Source organism: Enterobacter cloacae complex sp. IR5458 (genome assembly GCF_049238025.1).
Taxonomy (GTDB): domain Bacteria; phylum Pseudomonadota; class Gammaproteobacteria; order Enterobacterales; family Enterobacteriaceae; genus Enterobacter; species Enterobacter kobei.
This window is the reverse complement of record NZ_JBMKIF010000004.1, coordinates 143,678-166,051: the sequence shown is the minus strand read 5'-3', so window position 1 is coordinate 166,051 and position 22,374 is coordinate 143,678. Positions and strand designations below refer to the sequence as shown.

20 protein-coding genes are annotated in these 22,374 nt (G+C 55.6%); 16 read left to right on the top strand and 4 right to left on the bottom strand.

Annotated features, from left to right (window positions below):
- Window positions 1-4 precede the first annotated feature (4 nt).
- Complete coding sequence (gene kdpA, locus ACOTYN_RS04870) at window positions 5-1,684, bottom strand: potassium-transporting ATPase subunit KdpA (protein ID WP_014883026.1); 1,680 nt, start codon at window positions 1,682-1,684, stop codon at window positions 5-7.
- Window positions 1,684-1,773 carry a K(+)-transporting ATPase subunit F gene (gene kdpF, locus ACOTYN_RS04865; protein ID WP_014069365.1) on the bottom strand — a complete coding sequence of 30 codons (90 nt, stop codon included), beginning with the start codon at window positions 1,771-1,773 and terminating at the stop codon, window positions 1,684-1,686. Before kdpF ends, kdpA begins: the two co-directional genes overlap by 1 nt.
- A gap of 308 nt (window positions 1,774-2,081) precedes the next feature.
- Between kdpF and ACOTYN_RS04860 the strand changes: the two genes are divergently transcribed.
- From ACOTYN_RS04860 to nei, 7 genes are all read left to right on the top strand, one after another.
- Window positions 2,082-2,288: a YbfA family protein gene (locus tag ACOTYN_RS04860; RefSeq protein ID WP_014883027.1), complete on the top strand. Its 207-nt coding sequence runs from the start codon at window positions 2,082-2,084 to the stop codon at window positions 2,286-2,288.
- A gap of 208 nt (window positions 2,289-2,496) precedes the next feature.
- Complete coding sequence (phrB, locus tag ACOTYN_RS04855) at window positions 2,497-3,909, top strand: deoxyribodipyrimidine photo-lyase (RefSeq protein ID WP_045134257.1); 1,413 nt, start codon at window positions 2,497-2,499, stop codon at window positions 3,907-3,909.
- 10 nt (window positions 3,910-3,919) lie between these two features.
- Window positions 3,920-4,663 (top strand): type 2 GTP cyclohydrolase I, encoded by a 744-nt coding sequence (locus ACOTYN_RS04850; protein ID WP_071922473.1) that lies wholly within the window; start codon window positions 3,920-3,922, stop codon window positions 4,661-4,663.
- Between the two features lie 14 nt (window positions 4,664-4,677).
- Window positions 4,678-5,334, top strand: coding sequence for a 5-oxoprolinase subunit PxpB (gene pxpB, locus ACOTYN_RS04845; RefSeq protein WP_071922472.1), 657 nt, complete (start codon window positions 4,678-4,680; stop codon window positions 5,332-5,334).
- The gene (pxpC, locus tag ACOTYN_RS04840; RefSeq protein WP_071922471.1) at window positions 5,328-6,260 is read left to right on the top strand and encodes a 5-oxoprolinase subunit PxpC; all 933 of its coding nucleotides are present in this window, start codon (window positions 5,328-5,330) and stop codon (window positions 6,258-6,260) included. The genes pxpB and pxpC overlap by 7 nt, the downstream gene beginning before the upstream one ends.
- Window positions 6,247-6,987, top strand: a complete 741-nt coding sequence (gene pxpA / locus ACOTYN_RS04835) for a 5-oxoprolinase subunit PxpA (protein ID WP_071922470.1) — start codon at window positions 6,247-6,249, stop codon at window positions 6,985-6,987. The genes pxpC and pxpA overlap by 14 nt, the downstream gene beginning before the upstream one ends.
- 18 nt (window positions 6,988-7,005) lie before the next feature.
- Entirely contained in the window at window positions 7,006-7,797 is a 792-nt protein-coding gene (gene nei / locus ACOTYN_RS04830) for an endonuclease VIII (RefSeq protein WP_014883034.1), read from the top strand.
- A gap of 99 nt (window positions 7,798-7,896) precedes the next feature.
- On the opposite strand, the gene ACOTYN_RS04825 is transcribed toward nei, so the two are convergent.
- Entirely contained in the window at window positions 7,897-9,180 is a 1,284-nt protein-coding gene (locus tag ACOTYN_RS04825) for a citrate synthase (protein WP_014883035.1), read from the bottom strand.
- Between the two features lie 639 nt (window positions 9,181-9,819).
- Here ACOTYN_RS04825 and sdhC point away from each other — a divergent pair.
- The 8 genes from sdhC (at window position 9,820) to sucD (ending at window position 19,466) form a co-directional block, all read left to right on the top strand.
- Complete coding sequence (gene sdhC, locus ACOTYN_RS04820; RefSeq protein ID WP_020684965.1) at window positions 9,820-10,224, top strand: succinate dehydrogenase cytochrome b556 subunit; 405 nt, start codon at window positions 9,820-9,822, stop codon at window positions 10,222-10,224.
- The gene (gene sdhD, locus ACOTYN_RS04815; RefSeq protein WP_008501088.1) at window positions 10,218-10,565 is read left to right on the top strand and encodes a succinate dehydrogenase membrane anchor subunit; all 348 of its coding nucleotides are present in this window, start codon (window positions 10,218-10,220) and stop codon (window positions 10,563-10,565) included. The genes sdhC and sdhD overlap by 7 nt, the downstream gene beginning before the upstream one ends.
- Window positions 10,565-12,331 carry a succinate dehydrogenase flavoprotein subunit gene (gene sdhA, locus ACOTYN_RS04810; RefSeq protein ID WP_045281596.1) on the top strand — a complete coding sequence of 589 codons (1,767 nt, stop codon included), beginning with the start codon at window positions 10,565-10,567 and terminating at the stop codon, window positions 12,329-12,331. The genes sdhD and sdhA overlap by 1 nt, the downstream gene beginning before the upstream one ends.
- A gap of 15 nt (window positions 12,332-12,346) precedes the next feature.
- The gene (gene sdhB / locus ACOTYN_RS04805; RefSeq protein WP_014883037.1) at window positions 12,347-13,063 is read left to right on the top strand and encodes a succinate dehydrogenase iron-sulfur subunit SdhB; all 717 of its coding nucleotides are present in this window, start codon (window positions 12,347-12,349) and stop codon (window positions 13,061-13,063) included.
- 238 nt (window positions 13,064-13,301) lie between these two features.
- Complete coding sequence (gene sucA / locus ACOTYN_RS04800; RefSeq protein ID WP_014883038.1) at window positions 13,302-16,109, top strand: 2-oxoglutarate dehydrogenase E1 component; 2,808 nt, start codon at window positions 13,302-13,304, stop codon at window positions 16,107-16,109.
- Window positions 16,110-16,123: 14 nt separating this feature from the next.
- Window positions 16,124-17,347, top strand: coding sequence for a 2-oxoglutarate dehydrogenase complex dihydrolipoyllysine-residue succinyltransferase (gene odhB / locus ACOTYN_RS04795; RefSeq protein ID WP_014883039.1), 1,224 nt, complete (start codon window positions 16,124-16,126; stop codon window positions 17,345-17,347).
- An 83-nt stretch (window positions 17,348-17,430) separates the two neighbouring features.
- On the top strand, window positions 17,431-18,597 hold the full coding sequence (gene sucC, locus ACOTYN_RS04790) for an ADP-forming succinate--CoA ligase subunit beta (RefSeq protein WP_006809579.1): 1,167 nt from the start codon (window positions 17,431-17,433) through the stop codon (window positions 18,595-18,597).
- Window positions 18,597-19,466, top strand: coding sequence for a succinate--CoA ligase subunit alpha (gene sucD / locus ACOTYN_RS04785; RefSeq protein WP_008501094.1), 870 nt, complete (start codon window positions 18,597-18,599; stop codon window positions 19,464-19,466). The genes sucC and sucD overlap by 1 nt, the downstream gene beginning before the upstream one ends.
- Window positions 19,467-19,549: 83 nt before the next feature.
- Here sucD and ACOTYN_RS04780 read toward each other — a convergent pair whose 3' ends face one another.
- On the bottom strand, window positions 19,550-20,266 hold the full coding sequence (locus ACOTYN_RS04780; protein WP_071922469.1) for a GntR family transcriptional regulator: 717 nt from the start codon (window positions 20,264-20,266) through the stop codon (window positions 19,550-19,552).
- Between the two features lie 171 nt (window positions 20,267-20,437).
- Here ACOTYN_RS04780 and mngA point away from each other — a divergent pair, with 171 nt between their 5' ends.
- Window positions 20,438-22,354, top strand: coding sequence for a PTS 2-O-a-mannosyl-D-glycerate transporter subunit IIABC (gene mngA / locus ACOTYN_RS04775; RefSeq protein ID WP_332956581.1), 1,917 nt, complete (start codon window positions 20,438-20,440; stop codon window positions 22,352-22,354).
- Window positions 22,355-22,374: the final 20 nt, after the last annotated feature.

The following is a 22,374-nucleotide window of genomic DNA, read 5'->3' as shown; positions in this document are numbered from 1 at the left end:
AAAATCAGCGTAAAGAGAGGTATTCCGCGACCGGGCCTAACGCGAGGGCGGGGATAAAGGTCAGGGCACCAACCAGTAACACGGTGCCTGTGAGCAGGCCGATAAACAGCGCGCCGTGGGTCGGTAATGTTCCGGTGGTGGTCGGTTGAATTTTTTTATTCACCAGCGATCCGGCAATCGCCATGACCGGCACGATGATCCCGAAACGACCCACGAACATGCAGAACGCCAGCAGACAGTTCCAGAACGGTGAGTTGGCACTTAAGCCTGCAAAGGCACTGCCGTTGTTGTTGGCGGCAGAGGAGACGGCATACAGCACTTCGCTAAAGCCGTGAATACCCGGGTTAAAGATGCCGCTGCGTCCGGCCTCGGTCATCAGCGCCAGTGCGGAGCCGAGCAGTACGAGGGCAGGGGTTACCAGAATCGCCAGCGCGGTTAATTTCATCTCGCGAACGTCGATTTTTTTACCGAGGTATTCCGGGGTACGACCAATCATCAGACCGGCAATAAACACCGCCAGCATCACGAACAACAGCATGCCGTAAAGACCTGAACCCACGCCGCCAAATACCACCTCGCCAATCTGCATCAGCCACATTGGGATCATTCCGCCCAGTGCGGTGAAGGAGTCATGCATGGCATTCACCGCCCCGCACGAGGCCGCCGTGGTGACCACCGCATAGAGGCTGCTGGCGAGAATGCCAAAGCGGCTCTCTTTACCTTCCATATTGATATTGCTGTTAGCCCCAAGCTGCATGAAATGGCTATTGCCGTTCCATTCAGCCCACATCACCAGCGCAACGCAGACCACGAAGATTAACGACATGGTCCAGAGCAGGGTGCGCCCCTGACGGCGATCGTTGACGACATCACCAAAGGCAAAGCAGAGTGCGGTGGGGATCAGGAAAATCGCCAGCATCTGCACAAAATTGGTCAGGGCAGTCGGGTTTTCAAACGGATGCGATGAGTTGGCGTTGAAGAAGCCGCCGCCGTTGGTGCCGAGCATCTTTATGGCTTCCTGCGACGCCACGGGCCCCATCGGCAGGAGCTGTTTTGCCCCTTCCAGCGAGGTATAAGGGGTGTATGGCAGCAGGTTTTGCAGGCTACCTTGCTGAATAAAGAACAGCGCGATCAGCAGCGCAATTGGCAGCAATATCCACAGCGTGATGCGCGTCAGATCCACCCACGCGTTACCCAGGGTACTGATTTTCTGACGAGCAAACGCGCGCGTCAGCGCGAAGATCACAGCGATACCGCTGGCGGCTGAGAGGAAGTTCTGAACGGTTAACCCAACCATCTGGCTGAAATAGCTGAGCGTGGTTTCACCCGCATAGGACTGCCAGTTGGTGTTGGTGACAAAGCTGACTGCCGTATTCAGCGCAAGATGCCAGGACAGACCCGGTAATTGTTGCGGATTCAGCGGCAGACTCCCCTGCAGCATCAGCAGGGTAAAAAGTGCAATCAGCCCAACAATATTCAGCAGCAGAATGGCAAACAGATATTCACGCCAGCTCATCTCGCGATCGTCTATTCCCAGTACACGCCAGATCCCTTTTTCAACGCTTCCCGTACCAGGCAGGGGGACGTTGTTGATAAGCCTTGCCAGCCCCATTCCCAGTGGCCTTGCCAGAACGAACAACGCCAGTAAGAAGCTGGCAATAAGCAAAAACGCCTGAGCAGCCATCAGAATGCCTCCGCATTAATCAGGGCATAAACCAGATAACCCAATAACAGGAACACCAGCACGATGCCGGCAATAAGACCTGCACTCACAATCCACCTCCGGGTGACTTTTGTTGTTGGGTTAACGGTAGGATTTATGGCGCAAAGATTTCGCAAAAATGAGGAGAGAGGGTGTAAAAAAAGTATAAAAATGGCAAAGCCCACAATTTAACTATTGGTAAGTAAATTGTTAACTTTTTTGTAACTAAATTACGGCGCGAGTGTAAATATTCACTAAATGAATAAAAATAAGTGGTCGGATGAGTAGTAAAATTACACGCAAAGCGATATTATTTTATCCAGGTCACAGATTTTGAATTTTCCGGATGACGTTTCCGGCCAACTATAGGGGAGAAAATATGGATCTGTATAAAGCGTATCCAGCTCATATTGTGTTCATGCGTCGTACTTTCGCCGTAGTGGCTGGCGTGCTGGCCCTGCCGGTGATGCTGTTCTGGAAAGATCGCGCTCGTTTTTACAGCTATCTGCACCGCGTCTGGGCGAAAACCAGCGAGAAGCCGGTGTGGATGGATCAGGCCGAGAAAGCGACCTGCGACTTCTACTAAAAAAGAAAGACTACACATAGCAATATAGAAACCGCCAATAGCAATGGGTAATGCCAGTCAGTTACTTAACTGACTGGCATTACCACCCCCCGGCGGTCTTTTTTATTTCATCCCGTCTACACTTCATGGCAAAGTACAGTAAAAGCTCGCCACTTTTTCCTTTGGTGGCGTGCCCTTACGGACATAATGGATATTTGCCTGGAGTTTTATGCCCACCCATCTGGTTTGGTTTCGCGCAGATCTGCGCGTACATGACAACATCGCTCTCGCGGCAGCCTGTCGTTCTGAGGATGCCAGCGTGCTGGCACTGTTCATCGCTACGCCCGAACAGTGGCAGCAGCATGATATGGCACCGCGCCAGGCGGCTTACCTCAAATCACATCTGAACGTTCTGCAACACGCGCTTGCTGAAAAAGGTATTCCGCTGATCTACAAAGAGGTCAGTGATTTTGCCGCGCAGCTTCAGATGCTGCAGGCGATCTGTCAGCAAAACGGCGTCACACACCTTTTTTATAACTATCAGTACGAGCTGAACGAACAGCGGCGGGATCGCCAGCTGGAAAACATGCTGGACGGGGTAGTTTGTGAAGGATTTGATGACAGCGTCATGCTGGCGCCGGGCAGCGTCATGACCGGCAGTCACGAAATGTACAAAGTGTTTACGCCGTTTAAAAATGCGTTTGTTAAACGCCTGAAAGAGGCGCTGCCTGAGTGCGTGGCCGCGCCCGCTGTTCGGGGTGATGCCATAACCGATCTGCCTGAATTAACGTTTAACTATCCCCAACAGTCGTTCGACGATCTTCTGTTCCCTGCCAGTGAGAAATCAGCGATTGCGAAGCTGCGCCAGTTTTGCAAGCAGGGCGCGGGAGAGTACGACGCGCGCAGGGATTTCCCGGCGGTTGAAGGGACAAGCCGATTATCGGCCTGCCTGGCATTGGGCGTGCTCTCTCCTCGCCAGTGTCTGCATCGTCTACTGGCCGAGCAGCCGCAGGCGCTGGACGGCGGGACGGGGTCGGTGTGGCTGAACGAACTGATCTGGCGTGAGTTCTATCGCCATCTGATGACTTATCATCCCGATCTCTGCAAGCATCGCCCGTTCATTCCCTGGACCGATAACGTAAAATGGCAGCATGACGAGGCGCGTTTACTGGCCTGGAAAAAGGGGGAAACGGGCTATCCGATTGTTGATGCCGCGATGCGCCAGTTGAATGAAACCGGGTGGATGCACAACCGTCTGCGAATGATTACCGCCAGCTTCCTGGTGAAAGATCTGCTTATCGACTGGCGTGTCGGGGAGCGTTATTTTATTTCTCAACTGATCGATGGCGATCTGGCAGCGAATAATGGCGGATGGCAGTGGGCGGCCTCTACCGGTACCGATGCGGCTCCCTATTTCCGGATTTTCAATCCGACCACTCAGGGACAAAAATTTGATGCTAACGGCGACTTTATTCGTCGCTGGTTGCCCGCGCTCAGGCATGTTCCTGCGAAAGCGATCCACGACCCGTGGGCATGGGCGGATAAACAGGGCGTAAAGCTCGATTATCCCCGCCCGATTGTTGACCATAAACAGGCGCGCGTCGCCACGCTGGCGGCCTATGAAGCCGCCCGTAAAGCTTAAGAGAGTGATGATGAAAAACAGCGAACTGGAAAGCCTGATTAACGAAAAACTCAATACCGCCGGCTTCAGCGATTACGGCCCGAATGGGCTGCAGGTGGAAGGCCGTGAGACAGTGCAAAAAATCATCACCGGCGTGACGGCAAGCCAGGCATTGCTGGATGAAGCGGTGCGTCAGGAGGCCGATGCGATCATTGTTCACCACGGTTATTTCTGGAAAAACGAATCACCGATTATTCGCGGTATGAAGCGCAACCGCCTGAAAACGCTGTTGGCCAATGACATCAACCTGTACGGCTACCACCTGCCGCTGGATGCACACCCGGAACTGGGGAATAACGTCCAGCTGGCGCAGCTGTTGGGGATCACTGTGATGGGCGAAATCGAGCCACTGGTCCCGTGGGGAGAGCTGTCGATGCCGGTTCCGGGTCTGGAGCTGGCCTCGTGGATCGAAGCACGTCTCGGGCGTCGTCCGCTGTGGTGTGGCGACACGGGGCCGGATACCGTTAAGCGCGTTGCCTGGTGTACCGGCGGCGGTCAGGGCTTTATCGACAGCGCCGCGCGTTTTGGTGTTGATGCGTTTATTACCGGTGAAGTCTCTGAGCAGACGGTTCACTCAGCCCGTGAACAGAGGCTGCATTTTTACGCGGCAGGCCACCATGCTACCGAGCGTGGCGGTATCCGCGCCCTCAGCGAATGGCTGACGGAAAATACCGATCTGGATGTGACCTTTATTGATATCCCTAATCCCGCCTGATGAGAGGTGCCCGAGTGCAGAGAGCGCGTTGTTATCTTCTGGGTGAAAGCGCAGTTGTACTGGAACTTGAACCGCCGGTCACGCTTGCCACGCAAAAGCGTATCTGGCGGCTGACACAGCGTCTGGTTGACATCCCGGAAGTGGTAGAAACCATTCCTGGCATGAATAACATTACCGTCATGCTGCGCAACCCGCAGACAAAGGCGCTGGATGCTATTGAACGTCTTCAGCGCTGGTGGGAAGAGAGCGAAGCGCTGGAGCCGGAATCGAGAATGATTGAAATCCCGGTCGTCTATGGCGGCACGGGTGGGCCGGATCTTGGCGTGGTGGCGGATCACTGCGGATTAACGGAGAAGCAGGTTGTTGAACTGCACAGTTCGGTGGATTACGTGGTCTGGTTTCTGGGGTTTCAACCCGGCTTCCCGTATCTTGGCGGATTATCCCCTCAGCTGCATACGCCGCGCCGGGCCGAGCCACGCCTGAGCGTTCCCGCGGGAACGGTGGCGATTGGCGGCGAACAAACCGGAATTTATCCGCTCACCTCACCGGGCGGCTGGCAGCTTATCGGATACACCTCCACCCCGCTATTTGAACCGGGGCAGGAGGCACCCATTCTCCTTCGTCCTGGTGATACCCTTCGCTTTATCCCGCAGAAGGAGGGGGTATGTTAACGTTACTTCGCGCAGGGCTTTATACCTCGGTACAGGATGCCGGCCGCTTTGGCCTGCGCCAGTCTGGCGTGAGCTACTGCGGTGCGCTTGATCGTCCTTCGCTGGAGATTGCCAACCTGCTGGTGGGTAACGCAGGCAGCACGGCGGCGTTAGAAATTACGCTGGGTCAGTGCGTGATTGAGTTCGGTCAGGAAACCTGGTTTGCGTTGACCGGCGCAGGTTGTGACGCCACGCTGGACGGCAAAGCGGTGTGGACCGGCTGGCGGTTGCGGGCGAAAGCCGGGCAACGTCTGACGCTGAAACGGCCTTTGCACGGCGTGCGCAGTTACCTTGCGGTAGCGGGGGGCATTGACGTGCCGGAGGTGCTGGGGTCAGCCAGCACCGATCAGAAAGCGGGCATAGGGGGGCATGAGGGACGTTCGCTACGCGATGGCGATCGTCTGGCGATTAAGCCGTCAACACGCGATTTCTCGACGACGCAGGGCGTAAAACAGTTGCTGTGGGGGAACGTGATCCGCGCCTTACCGGGGCCGGAATATCAGGAGTTCGATGACGCTTCTAAAGAGTCTTTCTGGCGTTCGCCGTGGAAGATTAGCCCGCAGAGTAACCGCATGGGCTACCGCCTGCAGGGGCAGCCGCTGACCCGCACAACCGACCGGGAGTTGCTCTCCCACGGCTTATTGCCTGGCGTCATTCAGGTTCCGGGCAATGGTCAACCCATTTTGCTGATGAACGATGCGCAGACGACGGGCGGCTATCCGCGCATTGCCTGCATTATTGACGCGGATCGCTACCATCTGGCGCAAATTCCCCTCGGTCAGCCGATCCATTTCGTGCAATGTTCGCTGGAGGAGGCGCTGAAAGCGCGGCAGGATCAGCAGCGTTATCTCGAACAGCTGGCGTGGAGGCTTGATGGTAAAGATTGATTTAAATGCCGATCTGGGGGAGGGGAGCCGCGCCGACGCAGAGCTGATGACGCTGGTATCTTCGGTCAACATCGCCTGCGGCTTTCACGCGGGTGATGCGCAAACCATGCTGGAGAGCGTGCGCAATGCCATTAAAAACGGCGTGGCGATAGGCGCTCACCCGAGCTTTCCCGACCGGGAGAACTTTGGCCGTACGGCGATGGACCTGCCGCCGGAGACGGTCTACGCTCAGATGCTTTACCAGATTGGCGCGCTGGAGGCGATAGTGCGCGCTGAGAAGGGCGTACTGCGCCACGTGAAGCCGCACGGCATGCTTTACAATCAGGCGGCGAAAGATCCTGCTCTGGCGGACGCCATTGCCCGCGCGGTGCGGGATTGTGACTCTCAGCTGATTCTGGTGGGCCTGGCGGGCAGCGAGCTGATCCGCGCCGGGCAGCGCCTGGGGTTAACCATCCGCCAGGAAGTGTTTGCCGACCGGGGATATCAGCCTGATGGCAGCCTGGTGCCGCGAACGCAGGCCGGGGCGCTCATTACCGACGAAGGTAAAGCGCTGGCGCAGACGCTGGAGATGGTGCGCGCCGGACGTGTCACCGCTGTGGATGGTACATCGGCAAACGTTCAGGCCGATACGGTATGCTTACATGGCGACGGCGAGCATGCGCTCCAGTTTGCGCGACGCCTGCGGGCAGCGTTCTCTGATGAGGGTATTCTTGTCAGCGCAGAATAATCATTTAAGGACAATAACATGCCAGAAGGTCCGGAGATCCGCCGCGCGGCGGATAGCCTGGAAGCGGCGATAAAGGGCAAACCGCTGACGGATGTTTGGTTTGCCTTTCCGCAACTCAAACCGTTTGAATCACAGCTGCTGGGGCAGACGGTGACCCATATTGAAACGCGCGGGAAAGCCTTACTCACGCACTTTTCCCATAACCTGACGTTATATAGCCATAACCAGCTTTACGGCGTCTGGCGCGTGGTTAACGCGGATGAACAACCGCAAACCACCCGTGTGCTGCGGGTCAGGCTGCAAACGGCGGATAAAGCCATCCTGCTTTACAGCGCGTCGGATATTGAAATGTTAACGCCTGAGCAGTTGCTCGTTCATCCGTTCTTGCTGCGCGTCGGGCCGGATGTGCTGGATATGCGCCTGACGGCGGGCGATGTGAAAGCCCGTTTGCTGTCACCCAAATTTCGCAATCGGCAGTTTTCCGGTCTTTTTCTCGACCAGGCCTTTCTGGCCGGGCTCGGCAACTACCTGCGGGTGGAAATCCTTTGGGAAGCCGGGCTGGCGCCGCAGCATAAAGCTTCGCAGCTCAGCGACGAACAACTGGAAGCGCTGTCCCATGCGCTGCTGGACATACCGCGTTTATCCTACACGACGCGCGGCGTGGTAGATGAGAATAGGCATCACGGGGCGCTGTTCCGGTTTAAGGTGTTTCATCGGGCGGGGAAAAAGTGCGAGCGATGTGGCGGGATTATCGACAGGATTATGCTCTCTTCGAGACCTTTTTACTGGTGCCCGCACTGCCAGAAATAAAAGTAAAACGGTAACCCAAGGGTTACCGTTTTTAAGGTTTTCACCCTCTCCCTGTGGGAGAGGGCTGGGGTGAGGGCATCATGCCGCACCCAACATCTGTTAGCGCTTAATATCAGACTTAAAATCACGCTGCTCGTAGCCGGTATACAGCTGACGAGGACGGGCGATTTTCATGCCTTCGCTGTGCATTTCGTTCCAGTGCGCAATCCAGCCTACGGTACGGGCCATGGCGAAGATTACGGTGAACATGGAAGACGGAATACCCATCGCTTTCAGAATGATACCGGAGTAGAAGTCGACGTTCGGGTAGAGTTTCTTCTCGATGAAGTACGGGTCGTTCAGCGCGATGTGTTCCAGCTCCATCGCCACTTCCAGCAGATCATCTTTGGTACCCAGTTCTTTCAGCACTTCGTGGCAGGTTTCACGCATCACGGTGGCGCGTGGGTCATAGTTTTTGTAAACACGGTGACCGAAGCCCATCAGGCGGAAGGAGTCATTCTTGTCTTTCGCGCGACGCACGAATTCAGGAATGTGCTCAACGGTGCTGATCTCTTCCAGCATCTTCAGTGCCGCTTCGTTCGCACCGCCGTGCGCCGGTCCCCACAGGGAGGCGATGCCCGCAGCGATACAGGCGAACGGGTTCGCGCCTGAAGAGCCCGCGGTACGGACGGTAGAGGTGGAAGCGTTCTGTTCGTGGTCAGCGTGCAGGATCAGGATACGGTCCATTGCGCGTTCCAGCACCGGGTTCACTTCGTACTCTTCGCACGGCGTGGAGAACATCATGCGCAGGAAGTTACCGGCGTAGGAGAGGTCGTTACGTGGATACACAAACGGCTGGCCGATGGAGTATTTGTAACACATCGCCGCCATGGTAGGCATTTTGGACAGCAGACGGAACGCCGCGATATCACGGTGACGCGGGTTATTCACGTCAAGGGAGTCGTGGTAGAACGCCGCCAGCGCACCGGTAATCCCGCACATCACCGCCATCGGGTGAGAGTCACGACGGAACGCATGGAACAGACGGGTAATCTGCTCATGGATCATGGTGTGACGGGTGACGGTGGTTTTGAATTCATCGTACTGCGCCTGCGTTGGCTTTTCGCCGTTCAGCAGGATGTAGCACACTTCCAGATAGTTGGATTCGGTGGCTAACTGATCGATGGGGAAGCCGCGATGGAGCAGGATACCTTCGTCACCGTCAATGTAGGTGATTTTGGATTCGCAAGATGCGGTAGAGGTAAATCCAGGGTCAAAGGTAAATACTCCTTTGGAACCCAGCGTACGGATATCAATAACATCCTGACCGAGCGTGCCTTTTAGCACATCCAGTTCAATAGCATCACCACCGTTGAGGGTGAGTTTTGCCTTTGTATCAGCCATTTACGGTCTCCTTAGCGCCTTATGCTTAAGACTGCGCTTTACCGGATTTGCTTTCAGCTGTTAATCACCGTTACCAGATTGTTATTTGGCTTACCGCTCAGCTCACGAGGACAAACCAGGGTACAGAGCTATGGCGCCTTGCAGGTAAACGAATGAAATATCAGTGAAACAACAGCAAATCAGCGTTTTTGCAGTCCGAATTATTCAAACCTGTATATCACTAATAACTGTCCTGATAACTTCGGTCAATACCATCACACTGTTACATAACTATTTGTCAGGTGAAAGAGAGACCTCATAACTTTTGCGCATTATATGCCTTTTCTGATGACGTTTGTAACAATATTGTTTAACATTTGTCAAATCAGATGATTAAAAATTAAAAAGATGTTGTTATCGTGACCCTGATCACTGTTCCAGAGAAAACCCGACAAACTGTATGTAGGTTAATTGTAATGATTTTGTGAACGGCCTATACTGCCGCCAGGTCTCCGGAACACCCTGCAATCCCGAGCCACCCAGCGTTGTAATGTGTCGTTGAAGCATCTGGAAGCATTGTTTTGCATGACGCGCAGTTATAGAAAAGGAACGCTGCTTGACCCGCATCGCAGTCCGGAGGAAGGAAACAATAAGAACAGCATGTGGGCGTTATTCATGATAAGAAATGTGAAAAAACAAAGACCTGTCAATCTGGATCTGAAAACGATCCGGTTCCCCGTAACAGCAATAGCGTCCATTCTGCACCGTGTTTCAGGTGTAATTACGTTTGTGGCGGTCGGCATTCTGCTGTGGTTACTGGGTACCAGCCTCTCCTCCCCTGAAGGATTCCTCCAGGCCTCTGCCATCATGAACAGCTTCTTCGTGAAATTCATCATGTGGGGCATTCTGACCGCGCTGGCGTACCACGTCGTCGTGGGTGTTCGTCATATGCTGATGGACTTTGGCTACCTGGAAGAGACGTTCGAAGCCGGGAAACGCTCCGCTAACATTTCATTTGTGATTACTGTCGTGCTTTCACTTCTCGCAGGAGTTCTCGTATGGTAAGCAACGCCTCCGCATTAGGACGCAACGGCGTACATGACTTCATTCTTGTCCGTGCTACCGCCATCGTTCTCACCCTTTACATCATCTATATGATTGGTTTCTTCGCGACCAGCGGTACGCTGACGTGGGAAATCTGGAGTGGGTTCTTCGGATCCGCCTTCACCAAAGTGTTCACCCTGCTGGCGCTGTTCTCCATCCTTATTCATGCGTGGATTGGTATGTGGCAGGTGTTGACCGATTACGTTAAACCGCTGGCGATTCGCCTTCCTCTGCAGCTGGCCATTGTCGTTGCACTGGTGGTTTACGTTATTTATGGATTCGTTGTGGTGTGGGGTGTGTAATGAAACTGCCAGTCAGAGAATTTGATGCTGTTGTGATTGGTGCCGGTGGCGCAGGTATGCGTGCCGCACTGCAAATTTCCCAGAGCGGCCAGACCTGTGCGCTGCTCTCTAAAGTGTTCCCGACCCGTTCCCACACAGTATCCGCGCAGGGCGGTATTACCGTTGCGCTGGGTAACTCCCATGAAGATAACTGGGAATGGCACATGTACGACACGGTAAAAGGTTCCGACTACATCGGCGACCAGGATGCCATCGAATATATGTGTAAGACCGGCCCGGAAGCGATTCTGGAGCTGGACCACATGGGGCTGCCGTTCTCCCGTCTGGAAAACGGCACCATCTATCAGCGTCCGTTTGGCGGCCAGTCGAAAAACTTCGGCGGCGAGCAGGCGGCACGTACCGCAGCGGCGGCTGACCGTACAGGCCACGCACTGCTGCACACCCTGTATCAGCAGAACCTGAAAAACCACACCACCATCTTCTCCGAGTGGTATGCGCTGGATCTGGTGAAAAATGCCGATGGCGCAGTGGTCGGTTGTACCGCGCTGTGTATCGAAACCGGTGAAGTCGTTTACTTCAAAGCCCGCGCAACCGTGCTGGCCACCGGCGGTGCAGGCCGTATTTACCAGTCCACCACCAACGCCCACATCAACACCGGTGACGGTGTCGGCATGGCAATCCGCGCAGGCGTGCCGGTTCAGGATATGGAAATGTGGCAGTTCCACCCAACCGGTATCGCCGGTGCCGGCGTTCTGGTAACAGAAGGCTGCCGTGGTGAAGGCGGCTACCTGCTGAACAAACACGGCGAACGCTTCATGGAGCGTTATGCCCCGAATGCGAAAGACCTGGCGGGTCGTGACGTGGTGGCGCGTTCCATCATGATCGAAATCCGTGAAGGCCGCGGCTGTGATGGCCCATGGGGTCCACACGCGAAGCTGAAACTCGACCATCTGGGTAAAGAGGTGCTGGAATCCCGTCTGCCGGGCATTCTGGAGCTGTCTCGTACCTTCGCGCACGTCGACCCGGTGAAAGAGCCAATTCCTGTTATCCCAACCTGCCACTACATGATGGGCGGTATTCCGACCAAAGTGACCGGTCAGGCGTTGACCGTGAACGAGCAGGGCGAAGATGTGGTTATTCCTGGCCTGTTCGCCGTAGGTGAAATTGCCTGCGTATCCGTTCACGGCGCAAACCGTCTCGGCGGCAACTCGCTGCTGGACCTGGTGGTATTCGGCCGTGCAGTCGGTCTGCATCTGCAGGAATCCATTGCCGAGCAGGGCGCGCTGCGTGACGCGACCGACGACGAAATTGATGCCTCTCTTGAGCGGCTCAACCGCTGGAACGGCAACCGTAACGGCGAAGATCCGGTGGAAATCCGTAAAGCACTGCAGGAATGCATGCAGCATAACTTCTCGGTATTCCGCGAAGGTGACGCTATGGCCAAAGGTCTTGAGCAGCTGAAAACGATCCGCGAGCGTCTGAAAAATGCCCGTCTGGATGACACCTCCAGCGAGTTCAACACCCAGCGCGTTGAATGCCTGGAGCTGGATAACCTGATGGAAACCGCATTCGCGACCGCGATGTCGGCAAACTTCCGTACCGAGAGCCGTGGCGCGCATAGCCGCTTCGACTTCCCGGATCGTGATGACGAAAACTGGCTGTGCCATTCCCTGTATCTGCCAGAGTCGGAATCCATGACGCGTCGTAGCGTCAACATGGAACCGAAACTGCGTCCGGCGTTCCCGCCGAAGATTCGTACTTACTAATGCGGAGACAGGATAATGAAACTCGAATTCTCAGTTTATCGTTATAACCCGGATGTTGATGATGCTCCGCGTATGCAGGACTACACCCTGGAAGCGGAAGAAGGTCGCGACATGATGCTGCTGGATGCGTTAATCCAGCTGAAAGAAAAAGATCCGACACTGTCGTTCCGTCGCTCCTGCCGTGAAGGGGTCTGCGGCTCTGATGGCGTGAACATGAACGGCAAAAATGGCCTGGCCTGCATCACGCCCATTTCCGCGTTGCAGCGTCCTGGTCAGAAAATTGTTATCCGTCCTCTGCCAGGCCTGCCGGTCGTGCGTGATTTGGTGGTAGACATGGGGCAATTCTATGCACAATATGAGAAGATTAAGCCTTACTTATTGAATAATGGGCAAAATCCACCCGCTCGCGAGCACTTACAGTCTCCTGAGCAGCGTGAAAAACTCGATGGGTTGTACGAGTGTATTCTCTGCGCATGTTGTTCAACGTCCTGTCCGTCGTTCTGGTGGAACCCGGACAAGTTTATCGGCCCGGCCGGTCTGCTGGCTGCCTATCGCTTCCTGATCGATAGCCGCGACACCGAAACCGAGAGTCGTCTGGAAGGACTGAGTGACGCTTTCAGCGTATTCCGCTGCCATAGCATCATGAACTGCGTCAGTGTATGTCCGAAGGGACTGAACCCGACGCGCGCCATCGGCCATATTAAGTCGATGCTGCTGCAGCGCAGTGCGTAAGTAAAAACGCCGGATGGCGCTGCGCTTATCCGGCCTACGTAACAGTAGGCCCGGTAAGCGTAGCGCCACCGGGAAAATTGCAGAAACCTTTAAAAACTGCCCTGAAGTTTAGACAGTTTCTAAAGGTTCCTTCGCGGGCCAAATGAAAAGAGCTCGCAGGTGAACCCCGGCACGTACACGTGGTGTGCGTGGTAGTTTCTACGGCGAAAGTAAGCATAAAAATGCTTAAGGGATCACGATGCAGAACGGCGCAATGAAAGCCTGGCTGGACTCTTCTTTCCTTTCTGGTGCGAACCAGAGCTGGATTGAACAGCTCTATGAAGACTTCTTAACCGATCCTGACTCAGTGGACGCAAACTGGCGTTCCATGTTCCAGCAGTTGCCTGGCACAGGGGTCAAACCGGATCAATTCCATTCCAAAACACGTGATTATTTCCGTCGTCTGGCGAAGGATGCCTCACGTTACTCTTCTGCGATTTCCGACCCTGACACCAATGCGAAGCAGGTTAAAGTCCTGCAGCTTATCAACGCTTATCGCTTCCGTGGTCACCAGCATGCGAATCTCGATCCGCTGGGACTGTGGCAGCAAGAACGTGTGGCCGATCTCGATCCGGCGTATCACGATCTGACCGAGGCCGATTTCCAGGAAAGCTTTAACGTAGGTTCTTTTGCCATCGGCAAAGACACGATGAAGCTGGGCGAACTCATTGATGCGCTCAAGCAAACCTACTGCGGCTCCATCGGCGCGGAATACATGCACATTACCTCTACCGAAGAGAAACGCTGGATCCAGCAGCGCATCGAATCCGTAGCGGGCCATGCGAATTTCTCAGCAGACGAGAAAAAACGTTTCCTTGGCGAACTGACTGCAGCAGAGGGCCTTGAGCGCTATCTGGGCGCGAAATTCCCGGGCGCAAAACGCTTCTCGCTGGAAGGCGGCGACGCGCTGGTGCCGATGCTGAAAGAGCTGATTCGTCATGCAGGCAAGAGCGGTACCCGTGAAGTGGTACTGGGCATGGCGCACCGTGGTCGTCTGAACGTCCTGGTCAACGTGCTGGGTAAAAAACCGCAGGACCTGTTCGACGAATTTGCGGGCAAACATAAAGAGCACCTCGGCACCGGCGACGTGAAGTACCACATGGGCTTCTCGTCTGATATCGAAACCGAAGGCGGTCTGGTTCACCTGGCGCTGGCGTTTAACCCGTCACACCTGGAGATCGTCAGCCCGGTGGTTATCGGTTCCGTGCGTGCGCGTCTGGATCGTCTGGACGAGCCAAGCAGCAACAAAGTGCTGCCAATCACCATTCACGGTGATGCGGCGGTAACCGGGCAGGGCGTGGTTCAGGAAACCCTGAACATGTCGAAAGCGCGTGGTTATGAAGTGGGCGGTACCGTTCGCATCGTGATCAACAACCAGGTGGGCTTCACCACCTCTAACCCGCTGGATGCCCGCTCTACACCATATTGCACCGACATCGGTAAAATGGTTCAGGCGCCGATCTTCCACGTGAACGCGGACGATCCGGAAGCTGTCGCTTTCGTGACCCGTCTGGCGCTGGACTTCCGTAATACCTTCAAACGCGATGTGTTCATTGACCTCTTCTGCTACCGCCGTCACGGCCACAACGAAGCGGATGAGCCAAGTGCAACCCAGCCGCTGATGTATCAGAAAATCAAAAAACACCCGACGCCACGCAAAATCTATGCTGACAAGCTGGAAAGCGAAAAAGTGGCGACGCTGGAAGATGCGACCGAACTGGTCAACCTCTACCGCGATGCGCTGGATGCGGGTGAATGCGTAGTGAAAGAGCTGCGTCCGATGAACATGCACTCCTTTACCTGGTCGCCGTACCTCAACCACGAGTGGGATGAGAGCTACCCGAACAAGGTTGAGATGAAGCGTCTGCAGGAGCTGGCTAAACGCATCAGCACCGTACCAGACGCTATCGAGATGCAGTCTCGCGTGGCGAAAATCTATGCTGACCGTCAGTCCATGGCAGCAGGTGAGAAGCTGTTTGACTGGGGTGGCGCGGAAACGCTGGCTTATGCAACGCTGGTTGACGAAGGCATTCCCGTGCGTCTGTCCGGCGAAGATGCGGGCCGTGGCACCTTCTTCCACCGTCACGCGGTGGTTCACAATCAGTCTAACGGTTCAACCTATACCCCACTGCAGCACGTCCACAACGGTCAGGGCCAGTTCAAGGTCTGGGACTCCGTACTGTCTGAAGAAGCGGTACTGGCCTTCGAATACGGCTACGCCACCGCTGAACCACGCACCCTGACCATCTGGGAAGCGCAGTTCGGTGACTTCGCGAACGGTGCGCAGGTCGTTATCGACCAGTTCATCTCCTCCGGCGAGCAGAAGTGGGGCCGCATGTGTGGTCTGGTCATGCTGCTGCCGCACGGTTATGAAGGCCAGGGTCCGGAGCACTCCTCCGCGCGTCTGGAACGCTATCTGCAACTTTGCGCTGAGCAGAACATGCAGGTTTGCGTGCCGTCCACTCCGGCTCAGGTCTACCACATGCTGCGTCGTCAGGCACTGCGCGGTATGCGCCGTCCGCTGGTGGTCATGTCTCCGAAATCCCTGCTGCGCCATCCGCTGGCGGTATCCAGCCTGGATGAGCTGGCAAACGGCACCTTCCTGCCAGCCATCGGTGAGATTGACGAGCTGGATCCGCAGGCCGTGAAGCGTGTGGTGATGTGTTCTGGTAAGGTTTATTACGACCTGCTGGAACAGCGCCGTAAGAACGATCAGAAAGATGTCGCCATCGTGCGTATCGAACAGCTTTATCCGTTCCCGCATCAGGCGATGCAGGAAGTGCTGAAACCTTACGCTCACGTTCATGATTTTGTCTGGTGCCAGGAAGAGCCGCTTAACCAGGGCGCATGGTACTGCAGCCAGCATCATTTCCGTGAAGTGATTCCATTTGGGTCCGCTCTGCGTTACGCAGGTCGCCCGGCCTCCGCCTCTCCGGCGGTAGGGTATATGTCCGTTCACCAGAAGCAGCAACAAGATCTGGTCAATGACGCGCTGAACGTCGATTAATTAAAGGATACATAATGAGTAGCGTAGATATTCTTGTTCCCGACCTGCCTGAATCTGTAGCAGATGCGACCGTCGCTACCTGGCACAAAAAACCAGGCGATGCCGTTAAGCGCGATGAAGTGCTGGTAGAAATCGAAACTGACAAAGTGGTACTGGAAGTACCGGCTTCGGCGGATGGCGTACTGGACGCGGTGCTGGAAGATGAAGGTACGACCGTCACCTCTCGTCAGATCCTGGGTCGCCTGCGTGAAGGCAACAGCGCGGGTAAAGAGTCCAGCGCCAAGTCTGAAGAGAAAGCCTCTACGCCGGCTCAGCGCCAGCAGGCTTCTCTGGAAGAACAGTCTAACGACGCCCTCAGCCCGGCGATCCGTCGCCTGCTGGCTGAACATAGCCTTGACCCGGCTGCCATCAAAGGCACCGGTGTGGGTGGCCGTCTGACGCGTGAAGACATCGACAAGCACCTGGCGAAAGCACCTGCTCAGGCAGAAGCGAAAGCCCCTGCGGCAGCGCCAGCAGCAGCTCAGCCTGCTCTGGGTGCCCGTAGCGAAAAACGCGTCCCAATGACGCGCCTGCGTAAGCGTGTAGCCGAGCGTCTGCTGGAAGCGAAAAACTCCACCGCGATGCTGACCACCTTCAACGAAGTGAACATGAAGCCAATCATGGACCTGCGTAAGCAGTACGGTGACGCGTTTGAAAAACGTCACGGTATCCGTCTGGGCTTTATGTCCTTCTACGTGAAGGCTGTCGTTGAAGCGCTGAAACGCTACCCGGAAGTGAACGCGTCCATCGATGGCGATGACGTGGTTTACCACAACTATTTCGACGTCAGCATGGCGGTTTCTACCCCACGTGGTCTGGTCACCCCGGTTCTGCGTGATGTGGATACCCTGGGTATGGCTGACATCGAGAAAAATATCAAAGAGCTGGCTGTTAAAGGCCGCGACGGCAAGCTGACCGTAGACGACCTGACCGGCGGTAACTTCACCATTACCAACGGCGGCGTATTCGGCTCGCTGATGTCTACCCCGATCATTAACCCGCCGCAGAGCGCGATCCTGGGTATGCATGCCATTAAAGATCGTCCGATGGCGGTAGACGGTAAAGTTGAGATCCTGCCAATGATGTACCTGGCGCTCTCTTACGATCACCGCCTGATCGACGGCCGCGAGTCCGTGGGCTTCCTGGTTGCCATTAAAGAGCTGCTGGAAGATCCAACGCGTCTGCTGCTGGACGTCTAGTTTTGCAGTCTTGCCCGGCGGCGTATGGCTGCCGGGCCACTAAAAGCACTACCTAACGATTACCTGAAGGATGGATAGAACACATGAACTTACATGAATATCAGGCCAAACAGCTGTTTGCCCGGTATGGCTTACCGGCTCCGGTGGGTTATGCCTGTACTACCCCGCGTGAAGCAGAAGAAGCCGCATCTAAAATCGGTTCCGGCCCGTGGGTAGTTAAATGTCAGGTTCACGCTGGTGGCCGTGGTAAAGCGGGCGGTGTGAAGGTTGTTAAGAGCAAAGAAGAGATTCGTGCGTTTGCTGAACATTGGCTCGGCAAACGTCTGGTGACCTACCAGACAGATGCGAACGGCCAGCCGGTTAACCAGATCCTGGTTGAAGCAGCGACGGATATCGCTAAAGAGCTGTACCTGGGCGCGGTTGTTGACCGTAGCTCCCGTCGCGTGGTGTTCATGGCGTCTACCGAAGGCGGCGTGGAAATCGAAAAAGTGGCGGAAGAAACCCCACATCTGATCCACAAAGTGGCGATCGATCCGCTGGCAGGCCCAATGCCTTACCAGGGTCGCGAGCTGGCGTTCAAACTGGGTCTGGAAGGCAAGCTGGTTCAGCAGTTCACCAAGATCTTCATGGGTCTGGCGACTATCTTCCTGGAGCGCGACCTGGCGCTGATCGAGATTAACCCGCTGGTGATCACCACCCAGGGCGATCTGATCTGCCTCGACGGCAAACTGGGCGCTGACGGCAACGCGCTGTTCCGCCAGCCGGATCTGCGCGAAATGCGCGACCAGTCTCAGGAAGACCCGCGTGAAGCACAGGCTGCACAGTGGGAGCTGAACTACGTGGCGCTGGACGGCAACATCGGCTGTATGGTCAACGGTGCGGGCCTGGCAATGGGCACCATGGACATCGTTAAGCTGCACGGTGGTGAGCCAGCGAACTTCCTCGACGTGGGCGGTGGCGCAACCAAAGAGCGCGTGACCGAAGCGTTCAAAATCATCCTCTCTGACGACAATGTTAAAGCGGTTCTGGTTAACATCTTCGGCGGCATCGTTCGTTGCGACCTGATCGCCGACGGTATCATTGGTGCGGTAGAAGAAGTAGGTGTTAACGTTCCGGTGGTTGTACGTCTGGAAGGTAACAACGCTGAACTCGGCGCGAAAAAACTGGCTGACAGCGGCCTGAATATTATTGCAGCGAAAAGTCTGACGGATGCAGCTCAGCAGGTTGTTGCCGCAGTGGAGGGGAAATAATGTCAGTTTTAATTAATAAAGATACCAAGGTTATCTGCCAGGGCTTCACCGGTAGCCAGGGGACTTTCCACTCCGAACAGGCGATTGCCTACGGCACGCAGATGGTTGGCGGCGTCACGCCAGGTAAAGGTGGCACCACGCACCTGGGTCTGCCGGTGTTCAACACCGTGCGTGAAGCCGTAGAAGCGACGGGCGCAACCGCGACCGTTATCTACGTTCCGGCACCGTTCTGCAAAGACTCCATTCTGGAAGCGATCGACGCGGGCATCAAACTGATCATCACCATCACTGAAGGTATCCCGACGTTGGATATGCTGACCGTGAAAGTGAAGCTGGATGAAGCCGGCGTGCGCATGATCGGCCCGAACTGCCCGGGTGTTATCACGCCAGGCGAATGCAAAATCGGCATCATGCCGGGTCACATCCACAAGCCGGGCAAAGTGGGCATCGTGTCCCGTTCCGGTACCCTGACCTATGAAGCCGTTAAGCAGACCACCGATTACGGCTTCGGCCAGTCCACCTGTGTGGGCATCGGCGGTGACCCGATCCCGGGCTCTAACTTCATCGACATCCTGAAACTGTTCCAGGAAGATCCACAGACCGAAGCGATCGTGATGATTGGTGAGATCGGTGGTAGCGCGGAAGAAGAAGCGGCTGCTTACATCAAAGAACACGTGACCAAGCCGGTTGTCGGTTACATCGCGGGTGTGACCGCGCCGAAAGGCAAACGTATGGGTCACGCAGGGGCGATCATCGCCGGTGGTAAAGGTACGGCTGACGAGAAATTCGCAGCGCTCGAAGCCGCAGGCGTGAAAACCGTTCGCAGCCTGGCGGATATCGGCGAAGCACTGAAATCCATCATTAAGTAAGTCCTCTCTGCTCCCCGACAGGGGAGCGTTGAAGTAAAAAAATGTCCGTTTCGACATGGTTGGCCGCTGAAAAGCGGCCTTTTTTATTGCCTGCGTTTGGCAACGAGCGTGAACTTGTAATCGTCGGTATTGAAGAAGTTGCGACTGTATTCAAATACCCGTCCGTCCTTCAGGAAACCGCGGGAGGCTTTTTCCAGGATCGGTTTGGCCGGATCGAGCGCCAGCGCGGCGATCGCCTCCTCTGATGGCATGATCGGCACCAGCTCCTGCTCGCTGCGATCGATAACCATCTTTTTGATCTGCTCGATGTAGTGGTATTTCGAATTTTCCATTACGTCCCAGGTGAGGTCGGGAAACATTGCCAGCGGCATCCATGTCTCTTCCAGGTTAACCGGCTTCTGCTTGATGAAGCGTACGCGCTTCACGTGCCAGACTTTATCCTCCGGATTGATGTCCAGCGTTGCCGCAAGCCGCTCATCGGCTTTCACCACTTCAAAAATTTTAACATCACTGTGCGTATCGACGTTTCGGTCCGCCAGTTTTTCGTAAAAACCGGTGAGCTGGTAGATATCGTAATTTACGCGTTCCTCTTTTACATAAGAGCCGCTGCCCTGAATGCTTTCGATAATCTGCTCATCAGCCAGCAGTTTCAGGGCCTGCCGGACGGTGACACGGCTAACGCTGAACGTCTCCTGAAGGCTGGACTCCGTCGGGAGCGCGTCACCGGGTTTTAACTCCCCGGCGTTAATTTTCTCGCGAAACGCATCGGCTATCTGCCGGTACATCGGTTTATTACCCATTTGATTGCGCCTGCTTAATACCTTTTCAGGGAATTATGCATTCAACTGATGATTTGTAAATAATACAAATAAAATACAAATTGGCTTATTAGTGAAAGTGATCACATACATGTATTATAAGGTCTGCCAGAATCCATCCCAGACAATAACGATCTAAATGTGAGGATCACTATGAACCTGACGACCCTGACCGATCCGCGTGCAGTTTGCGTTCAGGCGCGGTTTTCCTGCCGGGATGAGGCAATCCGTCAGCTTGCGACACGTCTGGTGGCGCTGGGCAAAATCGCTGATGCCGATGCTTTTCTTAAAGAAGTTTTCCATCGGGAATCGCTTGGCCCCACCGCCCTGGGCGATGGGCTGGCGGTGCCCCACGGTAAATCAGCCGTCGTGAAAGAATCGGCCTTCGCCGTGGCAACGCTGCGCGAACCGCTGGAGTGGGAAGGCGTGGACGGACCGGAAGAGGTTGAGCTGATTTTTCTTCTCGCCATTCCTCCTGCCGAAGCGGGGTCGACACATATTCAGGTACTGACGGAACTGACGTCTCGCCTGGCGGATGACGATCTCCGGGCGCGCGTGATGGCAGCCACCACGGCGGAAGATGTGCTTGCTGCACTGGAAGCGACCCCTGAAGCGCAAGAGGCCGCCGTTGCGGTGAATGCCCCGACGATCGTTTGCGTTAGCGCCTGTCCGGCTGGAATTGCGCATACCTATATGGCTGCGGAATACCTGGAAAAAGCGGGACGCAGGCTGGGCGTCAACGTGGTGGTCGAAAAGCAGGGGGCGAACGGCATTGAGGGGCGCATCACTGCGCAGCAGTTGAAGGAGGCGAAAGCATGCATTTTTGCCGCAGACGTGGCGATCAAAGAGCGTGAGCGTTTTCAGGGGATCCCCGCGATTTCCGTCCCCGTTGCGGAGCCCCTGCGCCATGCTGAAGCGCTAATTGAGCGCGCGCTGGCGCTACGGCCTTCATCCGAAGCGGGTCATGAGTACGTCGATACCGAAACGAAAAAGGGCGTAAAAAGTGAGCTCAAACAGGCGCTCCTCAGCGGGATCTCCTTTGCGGTGCCGCTGATCGTTGCTGGCGGTACGGTGCTGGCCGTGTCGGTACTGCTGGCGCAAATCCTGGGCTTGCAGCACTTGTTCGACCAGGAAAACTCGTGGCTGTGGATGTACCGCAAGCTTGGCGGCGGCATGCTCGGAATTTTGATGGTTCCCGTTCTGGCCGCGTATACCGCTTACTCGCTGGCGGATAAACCCGCGCTGACACCGGGATTTGCTGCTGGTCTTGCTGCCAATATGATCGGCTCCGGTTTTCTGGGGGCTATCGTGGGCGGCCTGATCGCGGGTTACCTGATGCGCTGGGTGAAAAATCACATCCGCCTGAGTAGCCGCTATAACGGCTTTTTAACCTTTTATCTCTATCCGGTCATTGGCGTGCTGGGGGCGGGTAGCCTGATGCTGTTTGTGATCGGCGAACCGGTGGCCTGGCTTAATAACACGCTCACCGTCTGGCTTAATGGTCTGTCCGGTGCGAATGCGCTGCTCCTGGGGGCGATCCTCGGCTTTATGTGTTCATTTGATTTGGGCGGGCCGGTCAACAAAGCCTCTTACGCGTTTTGCCTGGGCGCGATGGCGAACGGCGTATACGGTCCCTATGCCATCTTTGCCTCCGTCAAAATGGTCTCGGCCTTTACCGTGACGGCGTCAACGATGCTGGCTCCGGGACTGTTTAAACCGTTTGAAATTGAAACCGGTAAATCAACGTGGCTGCTCGGACTCGCGGGCATTACCGAAGGGGCGATTCCGATGGCGATAGAAGATCCCCTTCGCGTCATTGGCTCCTTTGTGCTCGGCTCCATGGTAACCGGCGCGATTGTTGGGGCGATGGGGATCGGGCTGTCTACCCCGGGGGCGGGTATTTTCTCCCTCTTTTTACTTCACGACGCAGGGCTGACCGGTGTGGTTGCCGCAGCGGGCTGGTTTGGCGCGGCGCTGCTGGGGGCCGCTATCTCCACGTTTGTTCTGCTGCTCTGGCGACGCCAGGCGGTAAAAAAGGGCAAATACGTCACTGAAGACGCCATACGGTAAAAACTCACACACAGGAAACG